Source organism: Streptomyces sp. NPDC002853, from assembly GCF_053591915.1.
In genome coordinates, this window is sequence record NZ_JBSFUS010000003.1 from 21,803 (window position 1) to 47,991 (window position 26,189).

General features: G+C 70.0%; 21 protein-coding genes and 2 pseudogenes. 13 read left to right on the forward strand and 10 right to left on the reverse strand.

Going from position 1 to position 26,189, the window contains the following annotated elements; all coding sequences use genetic code 11:
- The first annotated feature begins 33 nt into the window (after window positions 1-33).
- Window positions 34-2,232 (forward strand): protein kinase domain-containing protein, encoded by a 2,199-nt coding sequence (locus ACWD02_RS07950; RefSeq protein WP_451205950.1) that lies wholly within the window; start codon window positions 34-36, stop codon window positions 2,230-2,232.
- A gap of 202 nt (window positions 2,233-2,434) precedes the next feature.
- Here the strand turns inward: ACWD02_RS07950 and ACWD02_RS07955 are convergent.
- Window positions 2,435-2,791: pseudogene (locus ACWD02_RS07955) on the reverse strand (HIT family protein); the annotation flags it as partial.
- 89 nt (window positions 2,792-2,880) lie between these two features.
- On the opposite strand from ACWD02_RS07955, the gene ACWD02_RS07960 reads away from it, so the two are divergent.
- The 6 genes and pseudogenes from ACWD02_RS07960 (at window position 2,881) to ACWD02_RS07985 (ending at window position 7,233) form a co-directional block, all read left to right on the forward strand.
- Window positions 2,881-3,537: a hypothetical protein gene (locus tag ACWD02_RS07960; RefSeq protein ID WP_451205952.1), complete on the forward strand. Its 657-nt coding sequence runs from the start codon at window positions 2,881-2,883 to the stop codon at window positions 3,535-3,537.
- Window positions 3,525-4,559, forward strand: coding sequence for a hypothetical protein (locus ACWD02_RS07965; protein WP_451205955.1), 1,035 nt, complete (start codon window positions 3,525-3,527; stop codon window positions 4,557-4,559). Before ACWD02_RS07960 ends, ACWD02_RS07965 begins: the two co-directional genes overlap by 13 nt.
- Before the next feature lie 30 nt (window positions 4,560-4,589).
- Window positions 4,590-5,099, forward strand: a pseudogene (locus ACWD02_RS07970) (putative T7SS-secreted protein); the annotation flags it as partial.
- A gap of 258 nt (window positions 5,100-5,357) precedes the next feature.
- Window positions 5,358-5,768 carry a hypothetical protein gene (locus ACWD02_RS07975; protein WP_451205957.1) on the forward strand — a complete coding sequence of 137 codons (411 nt, stop codon included), beginning with the start codon at window positions 5,358-5,360 and terminating at the stop codon, window positions 5,766-5,768.
- A gap of 20 nt (window positions 5,769-5,788) precedes the next feature.
- Entirely contained in the window at window positions 5,789-6,451 is a 663-nt protein-coding gene (locus tag ACWD02_RS07980; protein WP_451205960.1) for a hypothetical protein, read from the forward strand.
- 65 nt (window positions 6,452-6,516) lie between these two features.
- Window positions 6,517-7,233: a helix-turn-helix domain-containing protein gene (locus tag ACWD02_RS07985; protein WP_451205963.1), complete on the forward strand. Its 717-nt coding sequence runs from the start codon at window positions 6,517-6,519 to the stop codon at window positions 7,231-7,233.
- Window positions 7,234-7,257: 24 nt separating this feature from the next.
- Here ACWD02_RS07985 and ACWD02_RS07990 read toward each other — a convergent pair whose 3' ends face one another.
- Window positions 7,258-8,283, reverse strand: coding sequence for an ATP-dependent 6-phosphofructokinase (locus ACWD02_RS07990; RefSeq protein WP_365820642.1), 1,026 nt, complete (start codon window positions 8,281-8,283; stop codon window positions 7,258-7,260).
- 308 nt (window positions 8,284-8,591) lie between these two features.
- On the opposite strand from ACWD02_RS07990, the gene pta reads away from it, so the two are divergent.
- The 3 genes from pta to pyk all read left to right on the forward strand — a co-directional run bounded on the left by pta (window position 8,592) and on the right by pyk (window position 13,470).
- Entirely contained in the window at window positions 8,592-10,676 is a 2,085-nt protein-coding gene (pta, locus tag ACWD02_RS07995) for a phosphate acetyltransferase (RefSeq protein ID WP_451205965.1), read from the forward strand.
- 24 nt (window positions 10,677-10,700) lie between these two features.
- Window positions 10,701-11,939 (forward strand): acetate kinase, encoded by a 1,239-nt coding sequence (locus ACWD02_RS08000; RefSeq protein WP_451205968.1) that lies wholly within the window; start codon window positions 10,701-10,703, stop codon window positions 11,937-11,939.
- A gap of 100 nt (window positions 11,940-12,039) precedes the next feature.
- Window positions 12,040-13,470 (forward strand): pyruvate kinase, encoded by a 1,431-nt coding sequence (pyk, locus tag ACWD02_RS08005; protein WP_451205970.1) that lies wholly within the window; start codon window positions 12,040-12,042, stop codon window positions 13,468-13,470.
- 81 nt (window positions 13,471-13,551) lie between these two features.
- Here pyk and ACWD02_RS08010 read toward each other — a convergent pair whose 3' ends face one another.
- The 4 genes from ACWD02_RS08010 to ACWD02_RS08025 all read right to left on the reverse strand — a co-directional run bounded on the left by ACWD02_RS08010 (window position 13,552) and on the right by ACWD02_RS08025 (window position 17,815).
- Window positions 13,552-14,889 (reverse strand): hypothetical protein, encoded by a 1,338-nt coding sequence (locus ACWD02_RS08010; protein WP_451205972.1) that lies wholly within the window; start codon window positions 14,887-14,889, stop codon window positions 13,552-13,554.
- Window positions 14,879-15,433, reverse strand: a complete 555-nt coding sequence (locus ACWD02_RS08015) for a DUF6114 domain-containing protein (protein ID WP_451205975.1) — start codon at window positions 15,431-15,433, stop codon at window positions 14,879-14,881. Before ACWD02_RS08015 ends, ACWD02_RS08010 begins: the two co-directional genes overlap by 11 nt.
- 139 nt (window positions 15,434-15,572) lie before the next feature.
- Window positions 15,573-16,190, reverse strand: a complete 618-nt coding sequence (locus ACWD02_RS08020) for a DUF6230 family protein (RefSeq protein WP_451205977.1) — start codon at window positions 16,188-16,190, stop codon at window positions 15,573-15,575.
- 638 nt (window positions 16,191-16,828) lie between these two features.
- Complete coding sequence (locus ACWD02_RS08025; RefSeq protein WP_451205979.1) at window positions 16,829-17,815, reverse strand: tetratricopeptide repeat protein; 987 nt, start codon at window positions 17,813-17,815, stop codon at window positions 16,829-16,831.
- Between the two features lie 362 nt (window positions 17,816-18,177).
- Between ACWD02_RS08025 and ACWD02_RS08030 the strand changes: the two genes are divergently transcribed.
- Entirely contained in the window at window positions 18,178-18,813 is a 636-nt protein-coding gene (locus ACWD02_RS08030) for a TetR/AcrR family transcriptional regulator (RefSeq protein ID WP_451205982.1), read from the forward strand.
- On the opposite strand, the gene ACWD02_RS08035 is transcribed toward ACWD02_RS08030, so the two are convergent.
- Both ACWD02_RS08035 and ACWD02_RS08040 read right to left on the reverse strand, forming a co-directional pair.
- Window positions 18,801-19,808: an SDR family NAD(P)-dependent oxidoreductase gene (locus tag ACWD02_RS08035; protein WP_451205985.1), complete on the reverse strand. Its 1,008-nt coding sequence runs from the start codon at window positions 19,806-19,808 to the stop codon at window positions 18,801-18,803. The two genes, ACWD02_RS08030 and ACWD02_RS08035, sit on opposite strands and share 13 nt — an antisense overlap.
- Window positions 19,805-20,986 carry a UDP-N-acetylglucosamine--N-acetylmuramyl-(pentapeptide) pyrophosphoryl-undecaprenol N-acetylglucosamine transferase gene (locus tag ACWD02_RS08040; RefSeq protein WP_451205988.1) on the reverse strand — a complete coding sequence of 394 codons (1,182 nt, stop codon included), beginning with the start codon at window positions 20,984-20,986 and terminating at the stop codon, window positions 19,805-19,807. The genes ACWD02_RS08035 and ACWD02_RS08040 overlap by 4 nt, the downstream gene beginning before the upstream one ends.
- A gap of 64 nt (window positions 20,987-21,050) precedes the next feature.
- Between ACWD02_RS08040 and ACWD02_RS08045 the strand changes: the two genes are divergently transcribed.
- Both ACWD02_RS08045 and ACWD02_RS08050 read left to right on the forward strand, forming a co-directional pair.
- Window positions 21,051-21,788 (forward strand): response regulator transcription factor, encoded by a 738-nt coding sequence (locus ACWD02_RS08045; protein ID WP_451205991.1) that lies wholly within the window; start codon window positions 21,051-21,053, stop codon window positions 21,786-21,788.
- Window positions 21,785-23,170: a sensor histidine kinase gene (locus tag ACWD02_RS08050; RefSeq protein ID WP_451205994.1), complete on the forward strand. Its 1,386-nt coding sequence runs from the start codon at window positions 21,785-21,787 to the stop codon at window positions 23,168-23,170. The genes ACWD02_RS08045 and ACWD02_RS08050 overlap by 4 nt, the downstream gene beginning before the upstream one ends.
- On the opposite strand, the gene ACWD02_RS08055 is transcribed toward ACWD02_RS08050, so the two are convergent.
- Together ACWD02_RS08055 and ACWD02_RS08060 are read right to left on the reverse strand one after the other, a co-directional pair.
- Window positions 23,167-24,267, reverse strand: a complete 1,101-nt coding sequence (locus ACWD02_RS08055; protein WP_451205996.1) for an alpha/beta fold hydrolase — start codon at window positions 24,265-24,267, stop codon at window positions 23,167-23,169. The genes ACWD02_RS08050 and ACWD02_RS08055 overlap by 4 nt on opposite strands.
- Before the next feature lie 183 nt (window positions 24,268-24,450).
- The gene (locus tag ACWD02_RS08060; protein ID WP_451205999.1) at window positions 24,451-26,151 is read right to left on the reverse strand and encodes an acyl-CoA mutase large subunit family protein; all 1,701 of its coding nucleotides are present in this window, start codon (window positions 26,149-26,151) and stop codon (window positions 24,451-24,453) included.
- Window positions 26,152-26,189 lie beyond the last annotated feature (38 nt).

Below are 26,189 nucleotides of genomic sequence, written 5' to 3' on the forward strand. Positions count from 1 at the left end.
GTGGCTAGGATCGCCGGATCTGAGGGAGGGCACATGCGGGGGCGTTTGCTGAACGGCCGGTACGAGCTGCTCGAGCGGCTCGGCGCGGGCGGCATGGGAGAGGTGTGGCGGGCGCGGGACGTGAGCCTCGGCCGCGAGGTGGCGGTGAAACTCTTCGCGGCGGCGGAGTCAGCCGACGCCGATGAGCTGGAGCAGCTCCTGGCCCGCTTCCGGCAGGAGGCACGGGCCGCGGCCTCGCTGGACAGCCCGTACATCGTCGCCGTCCACGACCACGGCACGGACGACGGCAGCCCGCATCCGACGCCGTACCTGGTGATGGCCCTGGTGCGGGGACGCTCCCTCGCCCAGGTGCTGCGCGAGGACGTCCGCGTGCCCGTGGCGGACGCGCTGCGCTGGGCGGCGGACATCTGCCGCGCCCTGGACGCGGCGCACTCGGCGGGTGTCGTGCACCGTGACATCAAGCCCGGCAACATCATGATCGCGCGGGACGGCACGGCCAAGGTAGTCGACTTCGGCATCGCGACGTTCATGGAGCGGGTCGCGGGCGACTCGCGTCTGACGCGGACCGGAGAGCTGCCGTTCGGCAGCGTGCCGTATCTGGCGCCCGAGCGGTTCCGGCAGGAGCCGGGCGACGGCCGCACCGACCTCTACGCACTCGGCTGCGTCCTCTACGAACTCCTGGTCGGCCACCCGCCGTTCACCGGCTCCGCGGCCGGCGTCATGTACAACCACGTCAACGACGCACCGCTGCGGCCTTCGCGGGCGCGGCCCGATGTGCCGGCGCCGGTCGAACGCCTCGTGCTCGACCTCCTGGCCAAGGACCCCGCCGACCGGCCCGCGGACGCGGCGACGACGCTGGAGCGGGTCCTGGCGGCGGACCAGGGCGTGGCCGGGGGCGTGGGCGTGGGCGCGGCCGACGATGACATCCAGGACGCCGTCGTGGGCGAGCGGGAGCGGCAGGCGGCTGACGAGGTGCAGGACGCGCGCCCCGTGCCCGCGCCCCGCCCGGTCAGCAAGGTGCCCGCACCCTCGGACGCGCAAGGCTCGCGCAAGAGGCGGCGGGTGAGGCGGCGGGTGTTGATTCCCGCGGCCCTGCTGCTTGCGGTCGGCATCCCGACGGGGCTCGGCATTCGCTCCCTCGCCGCGTCCGAGGGGGAAACAGCGGCCCCGGCCGTGTACGAGATAGGCGTCGCCCACAGCTACACGCACGTCGGCACGGCACGCTCCGGCGGCGATGCCGGGAAGGTCTCGGAGTACAAGCAGTTCACGACGCAGCAGATGCGTACCGTGGAGTCCGCCTTCGCCGAGACGCTCGGCGAGAAGCACGGCGCCCGCTTCCGTCTCGTCCCCGTGGCCGCGGATCCCGACAAGACGTCTCGCGAACTGCTCGCCGAGCACCCGGACATGCTCGCGGTCATCGGTGACACCGTCGACTTCGCCTGGGTGCACGACACGGATGAGGCGTTCCTGCCGGAGATCAGCACGTGTTACGACGTCGCCCACGCCGGGGGCGCCTTCGCGATCCCGGCCGACGACGAGCGGCAGGGCGAGGCGATGGCCGAATACCTCCTGACGCGGACCGACGCGCGCCGGGTCCTTGTGGCGGAGGACAAGGTCTGGGCGGACCGGCAGGACGGCATCGGGACCGGACTGCGTAAGGCTGGCGTGACCGCCGAGGCGCTGGACGTCCGCCCGGACGAGGTGAAGACGGCCCACATCCCGGAGCTGGCCGAGGAGGCGAAGGCGGACGCGGTGGTGGTGCCGATCGGGACGGACGTCGCCGTGTGGGCGAAGAAGCTCCGGGCCGACGGCTTCACCGGACCCATCCTCTCCCAGAGCGCCCCTGAGGGGGTCTGCGAGGACTCGGAGGAGCGGGCGAGGGCCGAGAAGACGGCCGCGGGCGTCCCGGAGGGGGTCCTGCGCACGCGCAACTACTCCGGCGAACCGGGCGACAACCTCCCCGCACGCGGCAACCAGGAGCTGTACGACGGTGCCTTGGCGCTGGCGACGGCACTCGAACAACTTCCCGCGGACACCGCCTCGTCGGCCTCACTGCGCCACACCCTGGACCGCGAGATCCAGAACGTCTCGGTCAACGGCGTCCTGGACGAGGTCTCCTTCGAGAAGCGCCGCTCGGCGCGGGAACGCCCCGTGTGGTTCGACCGCCGGCAGGAGGACACGTGGACCGAGATCGGCAAGGTGGACAGCAAGTACGAGCCGACGAAGCAGTAGCGCTGGGCCAAGCCTTCAGGGCGGCCCGAAGCCGCGCGGCGAGGTCGGCCATCTCGTCCGGCGGCATGTCCAGCACCCCGTTCTCGGTCATCAGCACGTGGAACTGCTGCTCCTCGTACGGGACTCCGGGCGGCAGGACGGCAATGTGCCAATGGAGGTGGCTGTTCCCTTCCTGACTCCCGAGGGAGTAGAGGTAGGTGCGCTCGGGGTCGAAGACCCGCTCGACGGCGCGGGTGACCTCGCGCACGAAGAGCATGATCCGTACGTACGCCGCCTCGTCGAGGTCCCGGACGACGTGCTCGACGTGGGCCTTGGGCGCGACGAGGACCTTCCCGGGCAGGGTGGGCCACCGGTCGAGAAAGGCGACGTGCTCGTCGTCCTCGTGGACGAGGTGATGGTCATAGCCGGCCTCTCCGCGAAGAAACGCACAAACAAAACAGGGCCCGCTGCGGGCCCGCTCCATGTACCCCTCAAGATCCATGGCTTTCCGCTCCATCACCACGCGCGATCCCCTCTCTTGCGCCGCCCGAATCACCGGGTTAAACCCCACACGCCCCATTGCTCAGCAGATTTCTCTCTGGTGTCGCCGATCAGCTCCCACTAGCGTGCTTAGCTCGCGCCAACTCTCACCCTCACCAGGAGCCGTCAGTGAACCGCCCTCTCCGTCTCGCGACGGTCGCCCTCACCGCGACCGCGGCTCTGCTGCTGACAGCCTGCGGCAGCGGCGACGACGAGTCCAAGGACAACGACAAGATCGCTGGGGCGGACAAGGGGGGCGGGGAGGTGTCGGATTCGCCCAGCGCGAGCCCGGCAGAGGACTCCGGCCGCCCCAAGATCGAGCTTCCGGCCGATCTGACCATGACCTTCGAGAAGCCCCGTACCGGGGACGCCGTGAAGAAGGCGGTGCTTGCCGACAACGCGGAGCGCATGCGCGCCGTGAATGCCGCCATCACGGGGACGGACCCGAAGGGCGAGGCGGTCGGCTACTACAACACCGGCAAGGCCCTGGAAGCGGCGGTGACTTGGGTCGAGAAGTTCAAGGCTGCCGATCTCTCCATCACGGGCACAGTGCGCTATTACGACCACCAAGTGACACTCAAGGACAAGAAGACCGCCACGCTTTCCTTCTGTGCGGACGAAGGCAAGGGCTACACCAAGAGCAAGAAGAACGAGAAGACCAACAAGACGCCGGTGACCAAGAACAGCTACGTCTCGTACAACACGCAGCTGATCAAGAACGACGACGGTACCTGGCAGACCTCGCAGATCATCTCCACCAGGGGGGCGGCGCAATGCCAACCGTAGGAAGGGCCACAGCCCTGACGGCGTTCTTCGCGTGCCTGGCAGTGGCCTTGAGCGGCCCTCAGGCATGGGCCGACATAGACCCGGGCGGCAACGGCTCCGAGACGCAGGTGGACGCGGACAGCGACGAGCAGACCTTGTCGGCCACGGCGGGCGGCGTCGTCTTCGACCGCTCGAAGAACGGCAAGGGCGGCACCGCGGGTCCGGTGACTCCGGCAGCCAGCAACTGGACCCCTCCGCCGTGCTATTACGCTCCCGCGCACACCCCGGCCCAGCTCCAGAAGAAGCTTGAGCCGATCTGGGAGGCCGAGTCCACCGGACCGCAGTGGGATCTGACGCAGCGCAATCGCTATGTCGACGGGCAGCCCTATAAGGACTTCAACAAGGACAAGACCGGTGAGGGCTACTGGTGGGACGGCTTCATCCCTGAAGGAAGAGCAAGCGCCCCGGGAGCATTCGACTGCGACAAGCCGTACTTCTGGGTCGACAAGGGCGACCCGCCGCCGGCCGACATACCGGAAGCCGTCACTCCGGAGATCCTCGCGCACCTCGCGTACGCCGAGATCCGCGTACCCGACACCGAGGTCACGCTCGCCCCGGCTGAGACCACCAAGGTCAATCTCCCGACCTGGGCCTGGCTGGACAAGGCCGAGTTCAAGGCGGTCTCGGTGACGGCCTCGGTCCCGGTCCTCGACCTCCAGGCAACGGCGACGGCCGAACCGATCTCCCTCAAGATCGACCCCGGCACCAAGGACGCCGAGACCTACCCCGCATCCGGCGTCTGCCCGATCAACGACGGCAAGATCGGTGAGCCGTACGCCAAGGGCAAGTCCGACGAGGACCCGCCCTGCGGCGTGAAGTACCTCCGCTCATCGGGCGACGGCTCCTACCCGCTCAAGGCAACCGTCACCTGGAAGATCCACTGGACCGGCACAGGGGTCAACGACCCGCAGGAACTTCCCGACGGCGAGTTCGGCGCGGACCAAGAGGTCGTGGTCGAGGAGATCCAGTCGATCAACCGCTAGACGACGACACACGCAGGACGGGGGAGCGTAATGGGCGGCAATCGTCCGGCGGATTGGCATGTCCTGGACTTGGACAAGGACCCAACGCCCGGAGATCCGGACCGGGTGCGGAACCTGGCGAAGAACTTGCACGACTTCGCCGACGACGTGTCCAAAGTGCTGCGGGACATCAAGGGCATGGCGGGCGAGGACGCGATCCTCACCTGGGCGGGCAAGACGGCCGAGTCCTTCACGGCGGAGTTCGAGGACGCCCCGGGCAAGCTGAAAAAGCTCAAGAAGAGCTACGAGATGGCCGGCGACGCTCTCTCCGCGTACTGGCCGGAGCTGGAACGCTCCCAGGCCCTGGCCGACAAGGCCCTGGCCCAGGGACGCGAGGCGCAGACCAGCCTCTCCGCCGCGCAGTCCCGCCTGACCTCGGCCGACTCCTGGATGGACCGGGCGGGCAAGGAAGCCGACAAGTACAAGGATGAGGACGGCGGTTCCAGGGCCGGCAAGGACGTCCCCAAACCCGACGAGCATCTGACTGACCACGCATCGAGGGGACCTAACGGTCTCGTACTGACCGAACACTACTTCCATGAGGGATGGCAGTCCTGGGGGCCCGGAGTTCCCGGGCCACTTATCGACTCCGCTGGAGAACCGTCGCCTGCCCTCGACGCTCCTCTCCGCGTCCAAGATCTACGCCTCGACACGGAAGGGTAGAGAGCACGAGTGCCGGTGTACGAGTATGTAGGGCCTCCCGACATCAGGGAAGGCATTCCACTTCGCGGAGGGCATCGAGTTCAGTCCACTCAGGACTTGGAGGCCTTCCTTGCTGCTCGCGACCAAGACGAATTGAGTCAGCCATTCACGTTCGTCATCGACATGTCACACACTCTGCTGCTCGCACCAAGACGCTCGGAGCATGTGGCATGCGCAGGCGGGAACACGGTCCTGGCCGCCGGAGAGATGGGATTTACCCGCTCGTCAGGGCGATGGTCGGCCACGTACATCAGTAATCAATCGACCGGCTACTGCCCGGGGAATGCCTCGTGGCCCACGGTCGAGAGCTGCCTGGGACATGTGGGCATCTACTGCGGTACCGGCTTCACGCACCCCATCACCTTTCGCCACTGCTCCGCCTGCCGTGAATGGAACACCGTGAAGGATTGCCACTTCGTCTGTGTGTTCTGCGATGGCGACCTTTCGCGCGAAGAGCTGCCGCGGTGAGTGCGGCGGGCAGGAGCAAGTTGAGCGTCCCGGAGTGGGACGTCCCGGAGCAATCCCTCGCCCGCTCCGTCTTCGGCCCCCTCGGCGGCATCATCGAGATCGGTGCTGTCGCCGCGGCCGGGTCCTGGGATCTGGCGGACGTTTCCGTGGGCCGGTTCGTGGCGGGCCGGCAGGGGGATGTGGTGCGGCTTCTCGACGTGGTCCGGCAGGTCGGGGACTTCGGGGAGCCGGTCATGGGGATCTTCGACGAGCTCGGTTATCTGCGGGAGCACCCCGTGGAGGCGTCGAGCCTCCTGCTGTGGTCCTCCGGGTACGAGGACGTCCGGGGGCAGTTCGATCAGCCCCACGCCGTGCGCCGCATGAGCCGGCTCGGCGCGGACCTGCAGCTGACGCGCTTCCTCCAGGCCCTGATCACCGCGGCGATCGCACGCGGCCCCGAAGTCCCTCGCGCAGCAGCCCTCATCGCCGAGGCGCTGCGGCTCGCGGCAGATCTCGTCGGCAGTACGCACGGAGCCACGGCCATGACCGTCCTCCGGATGTGGCGCGTCGCCCACCTGGCCGACCTGCTGCTCCCTGACTCCCCCGCACACCCCGAGGCCCGGCCCCTCTTCCGCGCGTACGGGCACGCGCTGGAGGAGTTGCTCGGCGAGCCCCACGCCCCCCGCGCACCCACCACTCCGTAGCTTCACACCAATCCGCAACCTCGTATGAACGCACCGTAGTCGCCGGCTCCTCGCGCCCATACCGTGTGCCCGTGCAATCGAGCCAGCCCAATCAGCCGACGCCCCCGTTCAACTTTCCCGCCGCCCGGCGCCTACGTGAGGCCTTGGGGATGGCGCACGGGCATGTCGCCTACGGGATGCGGGCGAGTTACGGGCTCACCTACATCACCCCCGAGACCATCGCCGCCTGGGAGCGCGGGCTGGCCGCGCCCACCTCCGCCGAGCTCACCGCGCTCGCCGGGACCTTGTGGTGCTCCCCCGGCGAGCTCATGGGCGCCGCCACCACCCTGCGCGAGCACCGGCTCGCCCGCGGGCTCGCGCCCGAGGACGTGGCGCGGGGGTCCGGCGTCGAGATCCAGGCGTATCTGCACATGGAGGAGACCAACACCTGGCGCGGCAACGAGCGGCAGTCCGCCGCCCTCGCCGACGTGCTGCAGCTCCCGTTGCCCGACTTCATCACCGTCATCGGACGCGCCGACGACCTCGCCGACCTGCTGCGCAGGGCCGTCACCACCCGCTGGCAGGGGTACGTGCGGCCCGTCAGCAAGATGCTGCCCGTGCACAAGCGGCATCTCGAGGACGTGCTGCAGCAGCTGCACGCCGACTACCAGTCGCGGATGGTGCGGACGCTGAGCTGGGGCGGCGGGGCCGGGGCCGACGCCTCGGGGAGCGCCGGGCAGGACTTCCTTGACAAGATCCTGGAGCACTTCTGGACCCAGGTACGCGGCGCCGCCGGGGGCTGACCCAGCGGAGAAGGAAAGCGACCCCTAGAAGACCGACTCCGCCTCGTCCATCCGGTCCTTCGGCACCGTCTTCAGCTCGGTGACCGCCTCCGCGAGCGGCACCATCGTGATGTCGGTGCCCCGCAGGGCCGTCATCCGGCCGTAGTCGTCGCGGTGCACGGCCTCCACCGCGTGCCAGCCGAAGCGGGTCGCGAGGACACGGTCGTACGCCGTCGGGGTGCCGCCGCGCTGGACGTGGCCGAGGATGACCGGCTTGGCCTCCTTGCCGAGCCGGGTCTCCAGCTCGTACGCGAGCGCCGTGCCGATGCCCTGGAAGCGCTCGTGGCCGAACTGGTCGATGGCGCCCTTGCCGTAGTTCATGGTGCCCTCGGCCGGGTGCGCGCCCTCGGCCACGCAGATCACCGCGAACTTCTTGCCGCGCGAGAACCGCTCCTCGACCAGTTTGACCAGGTCGGCGGGGTCGAAGGCGCGCTCGGGGAGGCAGATGCCGTGGGCGCCGCCCGCCATGCCGGACTCCAGGGCGATCCAGCCCGCGTGCCGGCCCATGACCTCGACCACCATCACGCGCTGGTGGGACTCGGCGGTCGTCTTGAGGCGGTCCATCGCCTCCGTGGCGACACCCACCGCCGTGTCGAAGCCGAAGGTGCGGTCCGTGGAGGAGATGTCGTTGTCGATCGTCTTCGGGACACCCACCACCGGCAGGCCCGCGTCCGACAGCATCTTCGCGGCCGTGAGGGTGCCCTCGCCGCCGATCGGGATCAGGGCGTCGAAGCCGATCTCCTTGGCGAGCGCGGGCGCGTCCTCGCAGGCCGCGCGGAAGCGGTCCCGCTCCAGGCGCGAGGAGCCGAGAATCGTTCCGCCGCGGGCCAGGATGCCGCTGACCTCGTTGAGGCCGAGGGAGCGGTAGCGGCCGTCGAGCAGGCCCGCGTATCCGTCCTCGAAGCCGATGACCTCGTCGCCGTAGTGCGTGACGGCTCGGTGCACGACCGACCGGATCACTGCGTTGAGGCCGGGGCAGTCGCCGCCTGCGGTGAGAATTCCGATGCGCATCGTGCTGTGTCTCCTGCTCGCTGTTGATGCGTGTGAGCCGGTCCGATTGTTCCATGACCGCGAACCCGGTGCCGCTCACACACAGAGCGGCCCCGTTCACGGCTGCCCCGGCCGATCCTGGGGAGAAGGCCCTTGGGCCCGCTCCACGAGGCCTTTCGTCCGGCGGGCGACCTAGCCAGCCGCAGAGGTATTGTCAACAGGGCACGGCAACCATATCGGGTCATTTGTCCGGCCCTGACGGAAGTCGCCCGGTTCCGCCGGGCGCCCAGGGAAACCGCGGCGGAGCAGCGGAGAAGGAGAGAGCACGCGTGACGCGCAGCGTGTACGTGACCGGGATCGACCGGGGCGACGGCCGCCAGGTCATCGAGCTGGGAGTCATGGAACTCCTGACCCGCCAGGTCGACCGGGTGGGGGTCTTCCGGCCACTGGTCCACGACGGTCCCGATCGTCTCTTCGATCTTCTGCGGGCCCGTTACCGGCTCGCTCAGGACGCCGCGTCCGGGTACGGCATGGATTACCACGAGGCCTCCGCGATCCAGGCCGAGCAGGGCACCGACGAGCTGGTCTCCCAGCTCGTCGACCGTTTTCACCGGGTGGCCAGGGACTACGAGATCGTCCTGGTGCTCGGCACGGACTTCGCCGACACGCAGCTCCCGGACGAGCTGTCCCTCAACGCCCGGCTCGCCAACGAGTTCGGTGCCTCGGTGATAGCCGTCGTCGGCGGCAAGAACCAGACCGCCGAGTCCGTCCGTGCCGAGACGCGCAACGCCTACCGGGCCTACGAGAGCCTGGGCTGCGACGTCCTCGCGATGGTCACCAACCGGGTGGCGCCCGCCGACCGCGACGAGATCTACGAGGGCCTCGCGGCGGGACTCCCCGTACCCAGCTACGTACTGCCCGACGAGCCCGCCCTCGCCGCCCCCACCGTCGCCCAGATCACCCACGCGCTCGGCGGCCGCGTCGTGCTCGGCGACGACGCGGGCCTGGCCCGGGACGCGCTCGACTTCGTCTTCGGCGGCGCGATGCTGCCGAACTTCCTGAACGCCCTGACCCCGGGCTGCCTCGTGGTCACCCCCGGCGACCGCGCCGACCTCGTGGTGGGCTCGCTCGCCGCGCACAGCGCGGGTACGCCGCCCATCGCGGGCGTCCTGCTCACCCTCAACGAACAGCCCGGCGAAGCGATCCTGAAGCTCGCCGACCGCCTCGCGCCCGGCACCCCGGTCATCGCGGTCTCCGGCGGCTCCTTCCCCACCGCGGGCGAACTCTTCGCCCTGGAGGGCAAGTTGAACGCCGCCACGCCCCGCAAGGCGGAGACGGCCCTCGGGCTCTTCGAGCGGTACGTCGACACGGCGGGGCTGCTCAGCCGCGTTCAGGCCCCCAGCAGCGACCGCGTCACGCCGATGATGTTCGAGCACAAGCTCCTGGAGCAGGCGCGCTCCGACAAGCGCCGCGTCGTCCTGCCCGAGGGCACCGAGGAGCGCGTCCTGCGCGCCGCCGACGTACTCCTTCGCCGCGGCGTCTGCGACCTGACGCTGCTCGGTCCGGTCGAGCAGATCCGCAAGAAGGCCGCGGACCTCGGCGTCGACCTCGCCGACTCGCAGCTCATCGACCCGCAGACCTCCGAGCTGCGGGACGCGTTCGCCGCCAAGTACGCCGAGCTGCGCGCCCACAAGGGCGTCACCGTCGAGCTGGCGTACGACGTCGTCGCGGACGTGAACTACTTCGGCACCCTGATGGTGCAGGAGGGGTTCGCCGACGGCATGGTGTCGGGTTCCGTGCACTCCACGGCCGCCACCATCCGGCCCGCCTTCGAGATCATCAAGACGAAGCCCGACGCCTCGATCGTCTCTTCCGTCTTCTTCATGTGCCTCGCCGACAAGGTGCTCGTCTACGGCGACTGCGCCGTGAACCCGGACCCGAACGCCGTGCAGCTCGCCGACATCGCCGTCCAGGCGGCGGCCACCGCCGAGCAGTTCGGCGTGGAGCCGCGGATCGCGATGCTCTCGTACTCGACGGGTACGTCGGGGTCCGGCGCCGACGTCGACAAGGTGCGCGAGGCGACGGAGCTGGTGCGGGAGAGCCGCGGCGACCTGAAGATCGAGGGTCCGATCCAGTACGACGCCGCCGTGGAGCCCTCGGTCGCGGCGACGAAGCTGCCGGACTCCGAGGTCGCGGGGCAGGCGAGCGTGCTGATCTTCCCGGACCTGAACACCGGCAACAACACGTACAAGGCCGTGCAGCGCTCGGCGGGCGCGATCGCCGTCGGCCCGGTCCTCCAGGGCCTGCGCAAGCCGGTCAACGACCTGTCCCGCGGCGCCCTCGTACAGGACATCGTCAACACCGTCGTGATCACCGCGATCCAGGCCCAGGGCCGGCCTGCCACCTCCGTATGACCTCTTCCCCATGACCTCCTCCGCATGACGTCTACAGAAAGCGCCGCATCCGTGACCGCCACCCGTGTCCTCGTCCTCAACTCCGGCTCGTCGTCGGTGAAGTACCAGCTGCTCGACATGCGGGACAGCTCACGCCTCGCGGTCGGCCTGGTCGAGCGCATCGGCGAGCAGACCTCGCGGCTCAAGCACACCCCGCTGGCCGGCGGCGGCGACGAGCGGGAGCGGGAGGAGCCGATCGCCGATCATGAGGCGGCGCTGAAGGCGGTCGCCGCCGAGCTGACCGCCGACGGGCTCGGCCTCGACTCCCCCGAGCTCGCCGCGATCGGCCACCGCGTGGTGCACGGCGGCCTGAAGTTCACGGCGCCGACGGTCGTCACGGACGAGGTGCTCGCGGAGATCCAGCGGCTCGTGCCGGTGGCGCCGCTGCACAACCCGGCCAACATCACCGGCATCCGTACGGCCCAGGCCCTGCGTCCCGACCTCCCCCAGGTCGCCGTCTTCGACACGGCGTTCCACACGACGATGCCGGAGTCGGCGGCCCGTTACGCGATCGACGTGGCCACCGCCGACCAGCACCGCGTGCGGCGTTACGGCTTCCACGGGACGTCGCACGCGTACGTGTCCCGGGAGACCGCCAAGCTGCTCGGCAAGGCGCTCGAGGACGTGAACGTCATCGTGCTGCACCTGGGCAACGGCGCGTCCGCGAGCGCCGTGCGGGGCGGCAGGTGCGTGGAGACATCGATGGGGCTCACGCCGCTTGAGGGGCTCGTGATGGGTACCCGTTCCGGTGACGTGGACCCGGCGGTCGTCTTCCACCTGGCCCGCGTCGGCGGGATGTCGATCGACGAGGTCGACACCCTGCTCAACAAGAAGAGTGGTCTGGTCGGTCTCTGCGGGGACAACGACATGCGGGAGATCCGGCGCCGGATCGACGGGGGCGACGAGGCCGCATCGGTCGCCTTCGACATCTACATCCACCGTCTGAAGAAGTACATCGGCGCCTACTACGCGGTGCTCGGCCGGGTGGACGCCATCGCGTTCACGGCGGGGGTCGGTGAGAACGCGGCGCCGGTGCGGGAGGCTGCCGTCGCGGGCCTGGAGGAACTGGGGCTCGCGGTCGACGGAGAGCTCAACGCCGTACGTTCCGACGAGGCCCGGCTGATCTCACCGGAGTACGCGCGGGTCGCGGTCGCCGTCGTCCCCACCGACGAGGAGCTGGAGATCGCGCGCCAGACCTACGCATTGGTCGGGAATCCGGCATGAACACAAGGCGTCAACGCCACGCCTGAGCGCGGTTCCGCCCATTTGTAGATTCCACCAGACGGAATATTCCGAAGCGAAACAAACCGATAGGATCGCCCCTATGCGCCGTTCCAAAATCGTCTGCACGCTGGGCCCCGCCGTCGACTCCGAAGAGCAGCTCGTCTCGCTGATCGAAGCCGGCATGAATGTGGCCCGCTTCAACTTCAGCCACGGCACGCACGCCGAGCACCAGGGGCGGTACGACCGCGTCCGTGCGGCTGCCGACAAGACCGGCCGTGCCGTCGGCGTCCTCGCCGACCTGCAGGGTCCGAAGATCCGTCTGGAGACCTTCGCCGAGGGTCCCGTCGAGCTGGTGCGCGGTGACGAGTTCACCATCACCACCGAGGACGTCCCCGGCGACAAGTCCATCTGTGGCACCACCTACAAGGGCCTGCCCGGTGACGTCTCCAAGGGCGACCAGGTCCTGATCAACGACGGCAACGTCGAGCTGCGGGTCGTCGAGGTGAGCGGGCCGCAGGTGAAGACGATCGTCGTCGAGGGCGGCGTCATCTCCGACCACAAGGGCATCAACCTGCCCGGCGCGGCCGTGAACGTGCCCGCGCTCTCCGAGAAGGACATCGAGGACCTGCGCTTCGCACTGAAGATGGGCTGCGACATGGTCGCCCTCTCCTTCGTGCGCGACGCGAGCGACGTCAAGGACGTCCACAAGGTGATGGACGAGGAGGGCCGCCGGGTCCCCGTCATCGCCAAGGTGGAGAAGCCGCAGGCCGTCGCCAACATGGAGGGCGTCGTCGCGGCCTTCGACGCCGTCATGGTCGCCCGTGGTGACCTGGCCGTCGAGTACCCGCTCGAGAAGGTCCCGATGGTGCAGAAGCGCCTCGTGGAGATGTGCCGCCGCAACGCCAAGCCGGTGATCGTCGCGACCCAGATGATGGAGTCGATGATCACCAACTCGCGCCCCACGCGCGCCGAGGCGTCCGACGTCGCCAACGCCATCCTGGACGGCGCGGACGCGGTCATGCTGTCCGCCGAGTCGTCCGTGGGCGCCTACCCGATCGAGACCGTCAAGACGATGTCGAAGATCGTCGCGGCGGCCGAGGAGGAGCTGCTCGCCAAGGGGCTGCAGCCGCTCGTGCCCGGCAAGAAGCCGCGTACGCAGGGTGGTTCGGTGGCCCGTGCCGCGTGCGAGATCGCGGACTTCCTCGGCGGCGAGGCGCTGATCGCCTTCACGCAGTCCGGTGACACGGCCCGCCGCCTGTCCCGTTACCGCGCGGCCCAGCCGATCCTGGCCTTCACCACCGACGAGGCCACCCGCAACCAGCTCTCCCTGAGCTGGGGCGTCGACTCGTACGTCGTGCCGCACGTCGACAACACCGACGCGATGGTCGACCTCGTCGACGCCGAGCTGGTCAAGCTGAACCGCTTCAACGACGGCGACACCGTGATCATCACGGCCGGTTCGCCCCCCGGTGTCCCCGGCACCACCAACATGGTCCGGGTGCACCACCTGGGCGGCGTCGGCCGCGACTGACGCCCCGCCTCCCCCGTACGACACCGAGGGCGCCCCCTGAGACAGGGGGCGCCCTCGGCGCTTCGCGGCTCCCGGTGAAGATCAGTCGGTGATCGTCTGGCTCAGGCCGGGGACGTGCAGGTTGCCGCCGAACTGGCCCGCCTGCTGCACCTTCACGTCCGTGAAGTAGATCAGCGGGATGTTCAGGGGCGGCGGGTGCTCCGGGTCGAACGTGATCGGGATCAGGCCGAAGAGCTTGCCGGAGATCGACTCGGTGTACATCGTCGTCTCGCCGCCACGGATCGTGGACGTGGAGCCCTTCTCGGCCTGGACGTGGTACTTCTTGCCGGCCGGGCCCTCGACGATCTGGTGCAGGTCGCCGATGTCCGTGTTCTGGACGACGTACTTCAGGGCCTGCTTGCTCTTGCCGTTGGGCATCGTCAGGTTCACGACGCCCTGGTAGTCCGCCCCCTTGAGGGTGAGCGAGCTGGCTTCCAGGTTCCACGGCTGGTTCGGGATCGGCGCGGGCGTCTGCTCGGCCTTTCCGTCGACCTTCTTCTCGACCACGCACGGGAACGGCTTCTTGCCGTTCTCGTCCGGTGCCATCGGGTCCTCGGCCTCTTCCTCGGCCTTGTCCGCAGCCTCGTCAGCGGCCTTCTCGGCCTCTTCCTTGGCCTTGTCCACCGAGTCCTCGGCCTTGTCGGCACCGTCCTTGACGCCGTCCTTGAGCCCGTCGACGGTGTCCTCGACGGGCTTGGTGACGTCGTCGACCGTGCCCTTCGCCGTGTCCTCAGGAGACTTCGTCTCCTCGGAGGCGGACGGCGTCGGCGTCGGGCTCGCGGACTCCTTCTCGTCGGGCGTGAAGAGGTCCTTGAGCGCGGGACCGACACCCAGCGGGTCCAGCGGGTTCTTGGTCTCGGAGGGCTCCGGAGCGGGCTCCTCGGCCTTGTCCTCGCCCGCCTTCTCCTCGGACGCCTTGTCCTCGGACGCCTTGTCCTCGGAGGCGGAGGGCGACGGGGCCGGCTCGTCCTTGTCGCTGTCCGAGCCCGCCTTGTCACCGGCGGAGGGCGAAGGCGTCGGCTTCGCGGCCTCGTCCTTCTCGGCCGCTTCCTTCTCGGCCTTCTCCTTCGCCGCCTTCTCCCCGGCAGCCTTGTCGGCTTCCTTCTCGGCGTCCTTGGTGGCCTCGGAGGCGTCGTCCGGCGCCGTGACACACGGGCCGTCCTGGAAGGGGTTCTTCGGCAGCGGCTTGGCCTGCGCGAGCTGGGGGGTCAGGCCCATGCCCATGAGGACGGCGGTCGGCATGGCCGCGATGGCTATCGCCTTGCCCGCCGGGACGTGCAGGCGGGTGAGGAGCGGCTTTCTGGGTGCCGCGTGGCGCGGTCCGGATCTCGCGCGGGGCTGCCCCGCGGAGTCCTCATGGTGCACCTCGTCAGCCGGCACGGTGCCTCCCGTTCGTCCCGTTGTCCGGGCTCGTTCCTGACAGATCGTCCGTAGTGCCGCTCACCCCGTTCGCGGCCCCCGCGGCCGCGGGCTCCGGCGCCCCGTTGTCGGAGCCTTCGGCCCGCTTCTTCGCGGATCGCTTCACCGGCTTGTCCGCTGCCCAGGAGATGCCGAGGGCACCGCCGAGCATCGCGAGCAGGAAACCGACGACGAAGCCGCCGAAGTTGGAGACCACCAGAGAGACCAGGGCGAGCAGAATCGCCGCGACACCCGCGAAGATCCGGGAATGCGGCTGGAACCACATGGTCAGGCCGAGCACGACAAGTAGGACACCGATGATCAGCGAACCGGCACCGGCGGTCGTCGCCATCCGGATCGTCATGGTGCCGATCGTGAGGTTCGCGTACGGGAAGTACATGATCGGGATGCCGCCGAGCAACGTCAGCAGACCACCCCAGAACGGGCGCTGGCCGCGCCACCCTCGGAACGATCGGCGCATCCGGCCGAGCTTGTCGCCCAGTCCCACTTGCGCTTCGGCGCTCATGTCGTACAGCTCCTCGGGGAATGGCGTTGGTTCTGTGTCCTGCGGATTCGGGCACGGGGACGGTCGAGTTCAAGATCCGTGCGCCCCCGCGCCCGGCCGTTTCTTCGCAACAAGTACCGCTGCTAAGGCGTCAGTCGCCTCAGTAGCACTCGTGCTTGCCCTTCTTGACCGACATAGCCAGACCGGAGAGCTTGAAGGTGCCGGCGGTCGTCGCCCACGCACGCTGCTTGACGTCGGTGAACCGCACCTTGTCAGCCTGCTGCGCGAACGAGTCGGGGGCGTACTTGTCACCCTTCGACGGACCCGGGCCCTTGGTGGTCTGGTCGACCGAGACGCCGATGTCGACGTTGGTGAACGTCGCGTCGGCCTTCAGGTCATCGGCGTCGATGTAGAGCTTCTTCGCCTGGACCCTGGGGCCGCCCTTGCCGCCGGCCTTCAGGGTCATCGACACATCGCCGAAGACGGGGACCGGAACGACGACGGACTGACACAGGTTGGTGATCTTGGCCGAGTCGAGGCCGACGACGGCGACCGGGTGGTTACCCGACTTGCCGCTGTCAAGCGCCCCGTACTGGACGAAACCCGTACCGTCGAGCTGGTCGGCAGTCACCTTGAACTGCTGACCGGACACACTGAACGATGCCGCGAGTGCACCCTGCGAGAGGGCCACGCCTATCGCGGCAGTCGCCGCGACGCTCGGCACCATGACTACGGCGAACCGCTTCCATCTGGTTCCGCCACGAGCCACGGACTCCATGACTTTCCTCCTTCTCGGACGTACATCTCCGGCCCTGGCTGCTGCCGTTCGGGCGGCTCAGCCGGGCAGGGATGGGAGAAGCGCTACGTCCTCGGGAGATCACCCCCGAGCGACAACCACTGGTCGCACGCGACACGCACAACCTGCCGGACAGGCCCTGCCGGACGGCAGAGACCCCCCTGTCCTAGACCGGCGACGGGGATGTCTCCGGCCTGCTCGGTGGGGACCCAGAAAGCCCGCTCCCGACTGGCTTTCGGGCTGCGGGTTATTGGACCGAGCGTCGCCGATCGTGGTGCATTCTCGGGCCCCGCACAAGGGGGTTCGTTACTGGCTAGTAACGGCGCGATAACCGATCCACGACCGCCCGGTATCGGTCGGCCACAGACGGTGCACCCATGGGCAGGAACAGAACGGGATGTTGAAGGGCACACCAGGACAGAAGACTGACCTGGCCTTACTCCAAGTAACAGTGGCCGCGTTTACCAAGTTTTGGTAAAGCGCGGCCACTGTGACGCCTTGGCGGCGAATTTTCACTCGGGCATCACAAGCCCCGGCGTTTAAGGACTGGTCAGCGAACGGCCCACGAGGGGCCGAACAGCCAGGTCCAGGTCGAACGTCCGAACAAGGTCGGAAACCGGTCAGAAAAGCACCCGCGCGAGCTGCGTGCGCGCCGCGGTCACCCGCGGGTCGTCCGAGCCGACCACTTCGAGGAGTTCGAGCAGTCGCACGCGCGCGGCGTCCCGGTCGTCGCCCGCCGTGCGCCGCACCGCGTCGATGAGCCGCCCGAAGGCGTCCTCCACATGACCGCCCACCAGATCCAGGTCGGCGGCGGCGATCTGCGCGGCCACGTCCGCGGGCCGGTCGGCGGCGTCCTTGCGGACCTGCTGCGGGTCAAGGCCCTCGACGCGCTGCAGCAGTTCGGCCTGGGCCAGGCCGAGCTTGGCCTCGGTGTTGCCCGGGTCGTCGTTCAGCACATTGCGGTACGCCTGCACCGCGCCGCCCAAGTCCCCCGCGTCCAGCGCCTGCACGGCGGCTTCGAGCAGGGCGTCGTGCGGCCCCGCGGGCACCTCGGCGACGGGCGCCTCCTGCTGCTCCCCGCCCTGGGCGTCCGGGTCGACGGTGAGGCCGGTCAGACCGAAGCGCTCCTCGCCGACCTGGATCAGCTGGTCCAGGGTCTGCCGGATCTGCTCCACCGGGGCCGCGCCCTGGAAGAGCGGCAGGGCCTGTCCGGCCACCACCGCGAAGACGGCCGGGATCCCCTGGACCCCGAACTGCTGCATCAGCATCTGATTGGCGTCGACGTCGATCTTGGCGAGGACGAAGCGGCCGTTGTACTCCCGCGCGAGGCCTTCGAGCAGCGGGCTCAGCTGCTTGCACGGCTCGCACCACTCGGCCCAGAAGTCGATGACGACGGGCACTTCGGTGGAGCGCTGCAGGACCTCGCGCTCGAAGGCGGCCTCGTCTACGTCGATGACGAGGCTCGACGGCGAGACGCCCGATACGGCGCCCCCACCCTGCCTGGCGGCTTCGGCGCGCGCCTGCTCCGCCTTCGCCTTGGCCTCCTGGGCCGCCTTCACGGCGGCGAGGTCGACGACTCCGCTCATGGACATGTTCCGTGGCTGCATGAGTACATCCTCCCCCAAGCCGTGCGGGAACCGCGCCCGTCCGAGGCCCCCCGCCGGATTGCGGGGCCGCGGACGGCCGTGGCGCCAAGGTCCCGAGGAGGACCGATGGTTGTGGCGCAGGGTCCCCACCCTGTGCCGGTGCGTGCCGCTCTGGTTGTCGCTGTGGTTGTCGCCGTTCATTCGTGGCGAAAGAAAGTGGGCGCCGAGGAGTTGCCGTTCATCTCGCCCACTTCTCTTTCGCTACGACTCGTAGCGTAACTGCCGTGCGGTGTCGTGCGGGAGGCGGACCTGCGAGAACTTCGGTGATCTGGCTCACTCGCCCGCGTTCCGGCCGATTCCGTACTGGCCGGTATGGTCGCGGGATGCAGAGCCGCATCCCCCCACCAGCCCGCACCGGTGGCCGCCCCCGCAACGCCGCGGCGGACACCGCGATCCTGGAGTCGACGCGTCAGGCCCTGGTCGAACTGGGCTGGTCCAAGCTGACCCTCGGCGACGTCGCCACGCGCGCGGGCGTAGCGAAAACAACCCTCTACCGGCGCTGGGCGGGCAAGAGCGAGCTGGTCGTGGACGCGGTGGCGGAGCTGTTCGACGAGTTGGAGCTGCCGGACCGCGGCAGCCTGGCCGCGGACATCGAGGGCGTGGTGCTCCAGTTCGCGGCGCTGCTCGGCCGTCCCGAGACGAAGACCGCGCTGATGGCGGTGGTGGCCGAGTCGACGTCGGACGAGCCGTTGCGGGAGCGCATCCGTACGTCGATCGTGGACCGCCAGAAGCGGCTGGTCCTCGCGGGGCGCAGGCGGGCGCAGGAGCGGGGCGAACTCCCCCCGGAGCCCGACCCCGCCGCCGCGGGACGCACCGCGGACCTCATCTTCGACGTGATCGCCGGCGCGGTGGTCCACCGCGCCCTGGTCAGCGCGGAACCGGTCGACGAGGACTGGGCCCGCCGTTTTACGTTGCTGCTGCTGGGCGGGTTGGCGGCGGCCGCGGCTCAGACCTGGTAGCGCTCCGGGGCGAAGAGGCGGAGGTTTTCGGCGACCCACTCCGATGTCCGCTTCAGGCCCTCGGGCAGGGAGACCTCCGGGGTCCAGCCCGCCCACTCCATGGCCCGTGAGTTGTCCGAAAGAAGCCGCTGGACCTCGCTGCCCGAAGGACGGAGCCGGGAGGGGTCCACGACTACCTCCGCCTCGCGCCCGGACGCCTCGATCAGCGCGTGGGCCAGATCCCCGATCGAGATCTCCCGGCCCACGCCGAGATTCACCGCGTGGCCCAGGGCCGCGTCGCACCGCGCCAACGCCATGAAGCCCCGCGCCGTATCCGTCACGTACGTGAAGTCCCGGGTGGGCGTGAGTGAGCCCAGCTTGATCTCCCGGGCGCCGGAGTGCAGTTGGGCCAGGATCGTGGGGATCACCGCGCGGGCCGACTGCCGCGGGCCGTACGTGTTGAAGGGGCGTACCACCGTCACCGGCAGCTCGAAGGCGTGCCAGTGCGAGAGCGCCATCATGTCGGCGCCGATCTTCGACGCGGAGTAGGGCGACTGGGGCTGGAGGGGGTGGGCCTCGCTGATGGGGGCCGTCAGCGCCGTCCCGTACACCTCGCTCGTGGAGGTGTGGACGAGCCGCCGCACGTCGTGCCGCCTGCACGCCTCCGCCACGTTCTCCGTGCCGACGACGTTCGTCTGGACGTACGCCCCCGGGGAGTCGTACGAGTACGGGATACCGATCAGCGCGGCCAGGTGGAAGACCGTGTCGCAGCCCTCGACCGCGTCCATCACCCGCCCCGCGTCCCGGACGTCGCCCGCGAGCATCTCGACCCGGGGGTCCCCGAGCAGATGCGCGAGGTGGCCCTTCTCCGCGTACGGCTTGTAGTGCACGAAGGCGCGGACCTTCGCGCCCTGTTCCAGGAGCAGGTCGACGAGTGTCGAGCCGATGAAACCCTCCGCCCCGGTGACGAGGACCGTGCGTCCCGCCCAGCCGAAGGTGTGGTCGCTGCTGCTCATGCGTACTCCAAGTGCGGTGTGTGGTGGGTGAGTCGGATGACCTGCTCGGCGAGCAGGTCGGCGGCCCGCGCGTGCGGGCCCGGGTCGGCCGCCCCGCTCATCGCGGCCAGCCGCACCGGATCGGCGAGCAGCGGCCCGACGAGATCCGCGAGCCGCGCGGCCGTCGTCTCGCCGTCGGGCAGCAACAGCCCCGCGCCCGCGTCGGACAGCACCCGCGCGTTGTGGGTCTGGTGGTCGCCGGGCGCGTGCGGATAGGGGACGAGAACGGCGGGCACCCCGGTGGCGGCGAGTTCGGCGACCGTCGCCGAACCGGCGCGGCAGACGACCAGATCGGCGGCCGCGTACGCGAGGTCCATCCGGTCGAGGTAGGGCACGGCGCGGGCGGTCGCCTCCACACCCGCCTCCGCCAGGCGGCGCCGCGTCGCGTCGAGCGCCGCGGGCCCCGTCTTGATCAGGAGCTGTACGTCGGTGCGGTGCCGCCAGCGCGCCGCGAGGCCCACGGCCGCCTCGGTGAGACGGGCGGCGCCGAGACTGCCGCCGTTGAAGAGCAGCAGCCGGGCCGTGTCCGGCACCCCGTACTCCCGGCGGGCCTCGGCCCGCAGCGCGCCCCGGTCGAGTGCGGCGAGCGGCGCCGCGATGGGCATCCCGGTGGTGTACGCGCGCTCGCCGCCCGGCAGATGCTCCCGGCTGCGGTCGAAGGCGACCGCGATGTTCGGGGTGAGTCGGGCCGCGAAGCGGTTGGCGCGGCCCGGCACGGCGTTGGACTCGTGGATGAGGCTCGGCAGGCCGGCCATCCGGGCGCCGACGATGACGGGCGCGCTCGGGTAGCCGCCCATCCCGACGGCGACCTGCGCGCCCTGCTCCCGCAGGATCGCCCGGCACTGGGCGCCGGACTTCACCAGGGCGGCGGGCAGCAGGAACCGCCTGGCGCCGAGCGAGGGGTCGAACGGGATCATGTCGACGGTGTGGAGGCGGTATCCGGCCTCCGGTATCAGCCGGGTCTCCAGGCCCCGTTCGGTGCCGACGAAGGAGACGACCGCGCCCGGCACCGCCCGGCGCAGGGCGTCGGCGAGGGCGAGCCCGGGATAGATGTGTCCACCGGTGCCGCCCGCGCCGATGACGACGGAGAGAGGGGTACTCGCCCCTCCCCCGGGAGTTCGCATATCGGGTGTTCGCATGGCAATGGAGCATCACGAGCAGGTCTAAGAGGGTTTTAAGAGCCGCGTTTGGCACCTTGGGTCCATGAGCTTCACGAGCAGGCCGGGCCCACCCGCGACCGGCGGCCCACCGCCCGCCAAGATCCTCGTGGTCGACGACGATCCCGAGGTGCGCGCGGCGGTCGAGGACGGCCTCACGATCGAGGGCCACCTGGTGCGCGGCTCCGTGGACGGCAGCCGCGCGCTCGGCGCCATCGCCCGCTGGGAGCCGGACCTCGTGGTCCTCGACGTGATGATGCCCGTGCTGGACGGCCTCGCCGTCTGCCGTCAGATGCGCGCCCTGGGCGACCGCACCCCCGTCCTCGTCCTGACCGCACTCGGCTCCGTCAGCGAACGCGTCGACGGCCTCGACGCGGGCGCGGACGACTATCTGGTGAAGCCCTTCGCCCTGGACGAGCTCGTCGCCCGCGTCCGCGCCCTCCTGCGCCGCGCCGCCCCCGAGCAGCTCTCCGCCGCCGATGGCGACGACCTGGCGTACGGCGACCTGGTCCTGGACCCGTCCACCCGCACCGGCCGCCGAGGCCACCGCACCGTCGAGTTCAGCCGCACCGAGGCCGCCCTGCTCGAACTGCTCCTGCGCAACGCCGGGCAGGTCCTTCCGCGCGAACTCATCCAGGAGTCGGTCTGGGGGCGCGACTTCGGCCCTGACTCCAACTCCCTCGCCGTGTACGTCGGTTACCTGCGCCGCAAGCTGGAGTCGGGCGGCGAACCGCGGCTCGTGCACACCGTGCACGGCGTCGGCTACCGGCTGGGCAGCCCATGAGCGCCCGGCGCAGGCTCGGCGCCCGGTGGCGGCGCAGGCGCCCGCTGCGCACCCGGCTCGCGCTCGCCGCGGCGGCTGCCGTCGCGCTGGTCGCGGTCGGGGTGTGCGTGGCCGCGTTCCTCGTCATCCGCTACAAGCTCTACCAGCAGCTCGACCAGAACCTCGCCCAGTCGGCGAGCCTCATCTCCCAGCAGCGGAACTTCGACAACGAGCCGGGCGTCGTGACGGGCGAATGCCGCTATCTCGGCTCCCCCGCCTGCTCGCAGATCGTCCCCGCCGACCCCGCGGACGACCCCTCGAAGCCGTATCTGCTGCCGGTGGCCGAGTCCACCCGGAAGGTCGCGGCCGGGACGGCGGGCCCGTACTACACGAGCCTCACCTTCCAGGGGAGGCCGACGCGGATGTTCACCACCACCTACGGCAAGGGCGACGCCGTCCAGGTCGCCCTGCGCGCCGACATCGCCGAGCGCGGTGTGCGGCAGGCCGCCGGGCTCCTTTCCGCGGTGGGCGGCGCCGGGGTCCTCCTGTCGGGGCTCGGCGGCTACTGGGTCTCGCGCACCGGCCTCGCCCCGGTCGCCCGCCTCACCGCCACGGCCGAGCGCATCGCGGCGACGCGTGACGCCCGCCATCGCATCGAACTGCCGCCGGGGCCGCCGGGGCGCGAGGACGAGGTGACCCGGCTCGCCGCCTCGTTCAACGCGATGCTGGCCGAGCTGGAGGAGTCGGTCACCGCACGGCGCCGCCTGGTCGCCGACGCCTCGCACGAGCTGCGTACGCCGCTGACCGCGCTGCGCACCAACGCCGAACTCCTCGCCCGTGCCGACCGGTTGACCGAGGCACAGCGCGAACGGGCGTCCGGCGCGCTCGCCCGGCAGCTCCGCGAGGTCACCGGCATGGTCAACGACCTGATCGAGCTGGCACGCGACGAGGAGCCGCAGCCCCTCCTCGAAGAGGTGCGGCTCGCTCCCCTGGTCACACATGTCGTGGAGGCGGCGCGCGGCCACTGGCCGCAGGTGCCGTTCACGCTGCACGTGACACCGGAGGCCGACGGCGTAAGCATCCCCGGTGTTCCGGCGCGCCTCTCCCGCCTCGTCACCAACCTCCTGGACAACGCGGCCAAGTTCAGCCCGCCGGGCACGCCCGTGGAGGTCTCCCTCTCCGCCGCCGCCCTGACGGTCCGCGACCACGGCCCCGGCATCGCGGAGGAGGACCTGCCGTACGTCTTCGACCGCTTCTACCGCGCCGAGAAGGCCCGCGCCCTGCCGGGCTCGGGCCTCGGCCTCGCGATGGCCCGCCAGATCGCCCACGCGCACGGGGCGGAACTCTCGGCGGAGAGGGCTCCTGGCGGGGGCGCGCTGTTCAGGCTGATGCTGCCGGGCTAGTCGTTCTTCCAGGCACAGCTGCCCAGCGTGGCCTTGCCCTTGGCGAGCGCGCGGTCGGCCTCGTCGGCGGGGAGCACGCGCGTGTGCTTGCCGCGGCAGATGACCGTACGGTCACCGTGTCCTGCCAGGTCGACGAGGATCTGGTCCCAGTGGCGGTACTGCACGTCGTGCCCGGAGTCCGCGTACGTGCGCACCTTCGCCTTGCCCGGCAGCTCGTCCTGCCAGGTCCTGAGGGTGGCCGGCGGCACGGTCGTGTCCTTCTTGCCGCCGTAGAGGTAGACGGGGGCGTCGAGCTTCTTCAGGTCCGGTCCCGGGCGCCCGCAGTACAGCTTCTGCTCGTGCACCTGCGGCGCGGGGTCCGCCTGCTGGCCGCGCTGGTTGTAGGTGCGCGCGCCTTCCTCGTACGCCGTGTCGGCGAAGCCCGGTATCGACTTCACGGGGCTGTCGTCGGGGAACGCCCACCACTTGCGCGGGTCCCTGATGGAGTCCTTCACCGTGGCGGCGAGCTCGTCGTCGGACATCGAGCAGTACGCGGGCTTCGCGCCGTAGGGCGGCAGGGCGGCCGCGAGGTGCAGGGCCGAGACGCGCTCGGGGGCGCGCCCGGCGAGCTCCGCCGCGTAGGGACCGCCGCCGGAGATCGCGATCACGCTCACGTCGTCGACGCCGAGCTTGTCGAGGACCTCAAGGGTGTCGTCGGCGAAGTCGGCCTTGCCGAGCTTCTCGTCATACTCCGTGTCGCCGAAGCCGTTGCGCTCGACGGAGATGAGGCGCAGCCCCAGGTCCTCGCGGGTCGTGCGGAAGAAGTCCGTCATGTGCGCCGCGCGGGCGCTCGTGCCGGTGCCGCCTATGAACAGGACGGGCTTGCCCTTCTTGTTCCCGGTGTCGGAGTAGTGGGCCGTCCGGCCGTCGGAGAGCTTCGCCGCGTGCACGGCGGGGCCGAGCGAGTCGAAGGTGTCCTGGACCTTCGGCTCGGCGGGCGGGCTCGCGCTCACCTCTCCGGAGCCGTACACCGTCAGCGCACCGAGCAGCGTGAGCGTCGCCGCTCCGATGGCGATCACGGCGGTACGGGTGGGGCCGGGCAGGCTCACGGGTGACACAGGGTGACTCCAGGGGCAGGCGGGACTGGCGCGAGCGCGCGCCTACCCAGCCCCGCACATCTGACACCCACGATTTTGCGCCGGACTCCGAAGAGGCCCCGCTGGGGCCCTGAAGGGGGCGCGGGGAACCGCGCGACCAGCCACAACCGGCCCGCAGGTCCCCACACACCCGAAGAAGCGTCGCTAGAACCCCGGCGGCTCGGTATAGATCCCCCACTCGTCCCGCAGGGCGTTGCAGATCTCTCCGAGCGTCGCCTCCGCGCGGACCGCCTCCAGCATGGGCGGAATCATGTTCGTCCCGCCCCGCGCAGCGGCGAGCATGGCGTCGAGCGAGGCCCGGACCCGCGCGTCGTCCCGCGCCGAGCGGCGCGCCCCGAGCACCTTGACCTGCTCACGCTCGACCTCATGTGAGACCCGCAGGATCTCCAGATCACCGGTGACGGACCCGTGGTGGACGTTCACGCCCACGACGCGCTTGTCGCCCTTCTCCAGGGACTGCTGGTACTGGAAGGCGGACTCGGCGATCTCACCGGTGAACCAGCCGTCCTCGATGCCCCGCAGGATGCCCGAGGTGATCGGCCCGATCGGGTGCTGCCCGTCGGGGTGTGCCCGGCGCCCCCGCTCCTTGATCTGCTCGAAGATCTTCTCGGCGTCGGCCTCGATGCGGTCGGTGAGCTGCTCGACGTACCAGGAACCGCCCAGCGGGTCCGCCACATTGGCGACGCCGGTCTCCTCCATGAGCACCTGCTGCGTGCGCAGCGCGATCTCGGCGGCCTGTTCGCTGGGCAGCGCGAGGGTCTCGTCGAGGGCGTTCGTGTGCAGGGAGTTCGTGCCGCCGAGGACCGCGGAGAGGGCCTCGACCGCGGTGCGCACGACGTTGTTGTAGGGCTGCTGTGCGGTGAGCGAGACGCCCGCGGTCTGCGTGTGGAAGCGCAGCCACTGCGCCTTGTCCGTCTTCGCGCCGTACACGTCCCGCATCCAGCGCGCCCAGATGCGGCGGGCGGCACGGAACTTGGCGATCTCCTCGAAGAAGTCCAGATGGGCGTCGAAGAAGAAGCTCAGTCCGGGCGCGAAGACGTCCACGTCCATGCCGCGGCTCAGGCCCAGCTCGACGTACCCGAAGCCGTCCGCGAGCGTGTACGCGAGCTCCTGCGCGGCCGTCGCCCCGGCCTCGCGGATGTGATAGCCGGAGACCGACAGGGGCTTGTACGCGGGGATGTCGCGCGCGCAGTGCTCCATCAGGTCGCCGATGAGGCGCAGATGCGGCTCGGGCTGGAAGAGCCACTCCTTCTGCGCGATGTACTCCTTGAAGATGTCCGTCTGGAGCGTGCCGTTCAGCAGGCCCGGGTCGATGCCCTGCCGCTCGGCGGCGACCAGGTACATGCAGAAGACGGGGACGGCGGGTCCGGAGATCGTCATCGACGTCGTCACGTCACCGAGCGGGATGTCCTTGAACAGGACCTCCATGTCGGCGGCCGAGTCGATGGCGACCCCGCAGTGCCCGACCTCGCCGAGGGACTGGGGCTCGTCGGAGTCCCGGCCCATCAGGGTCGGCATGTCGAAGGCCACGGAGAGACCGCCGCCGCCGTTGGCCAGGATCATCTTGTAGCGCTCGTTCGTCTGCTCGGCGTTGCCGAAGCCGGCGAACTGGCGGATGGTCCAGGTCCGGCCGCGGTAGCCGGTGGGGTGGAGTCCGCGGGTGAAGGGGTATTCGCCGGGCCATCCGATCCGCTCGAATCCCTCATAGGCGTCCCCGGGCCGCGGCCCGTAGACCGGCTCGACCGGGTCGCCGGAGAGCGTGGTGAAATCCGCGTCGCGCTTCTTCGCGGTGTCGTACCGGGCCTGCCAGCGACGGCGGCCCTCCTCGATGGCGTCAGCGTCCATACCCTCGAATTTACTTGGACGTCCTAGTAAATGTCGAT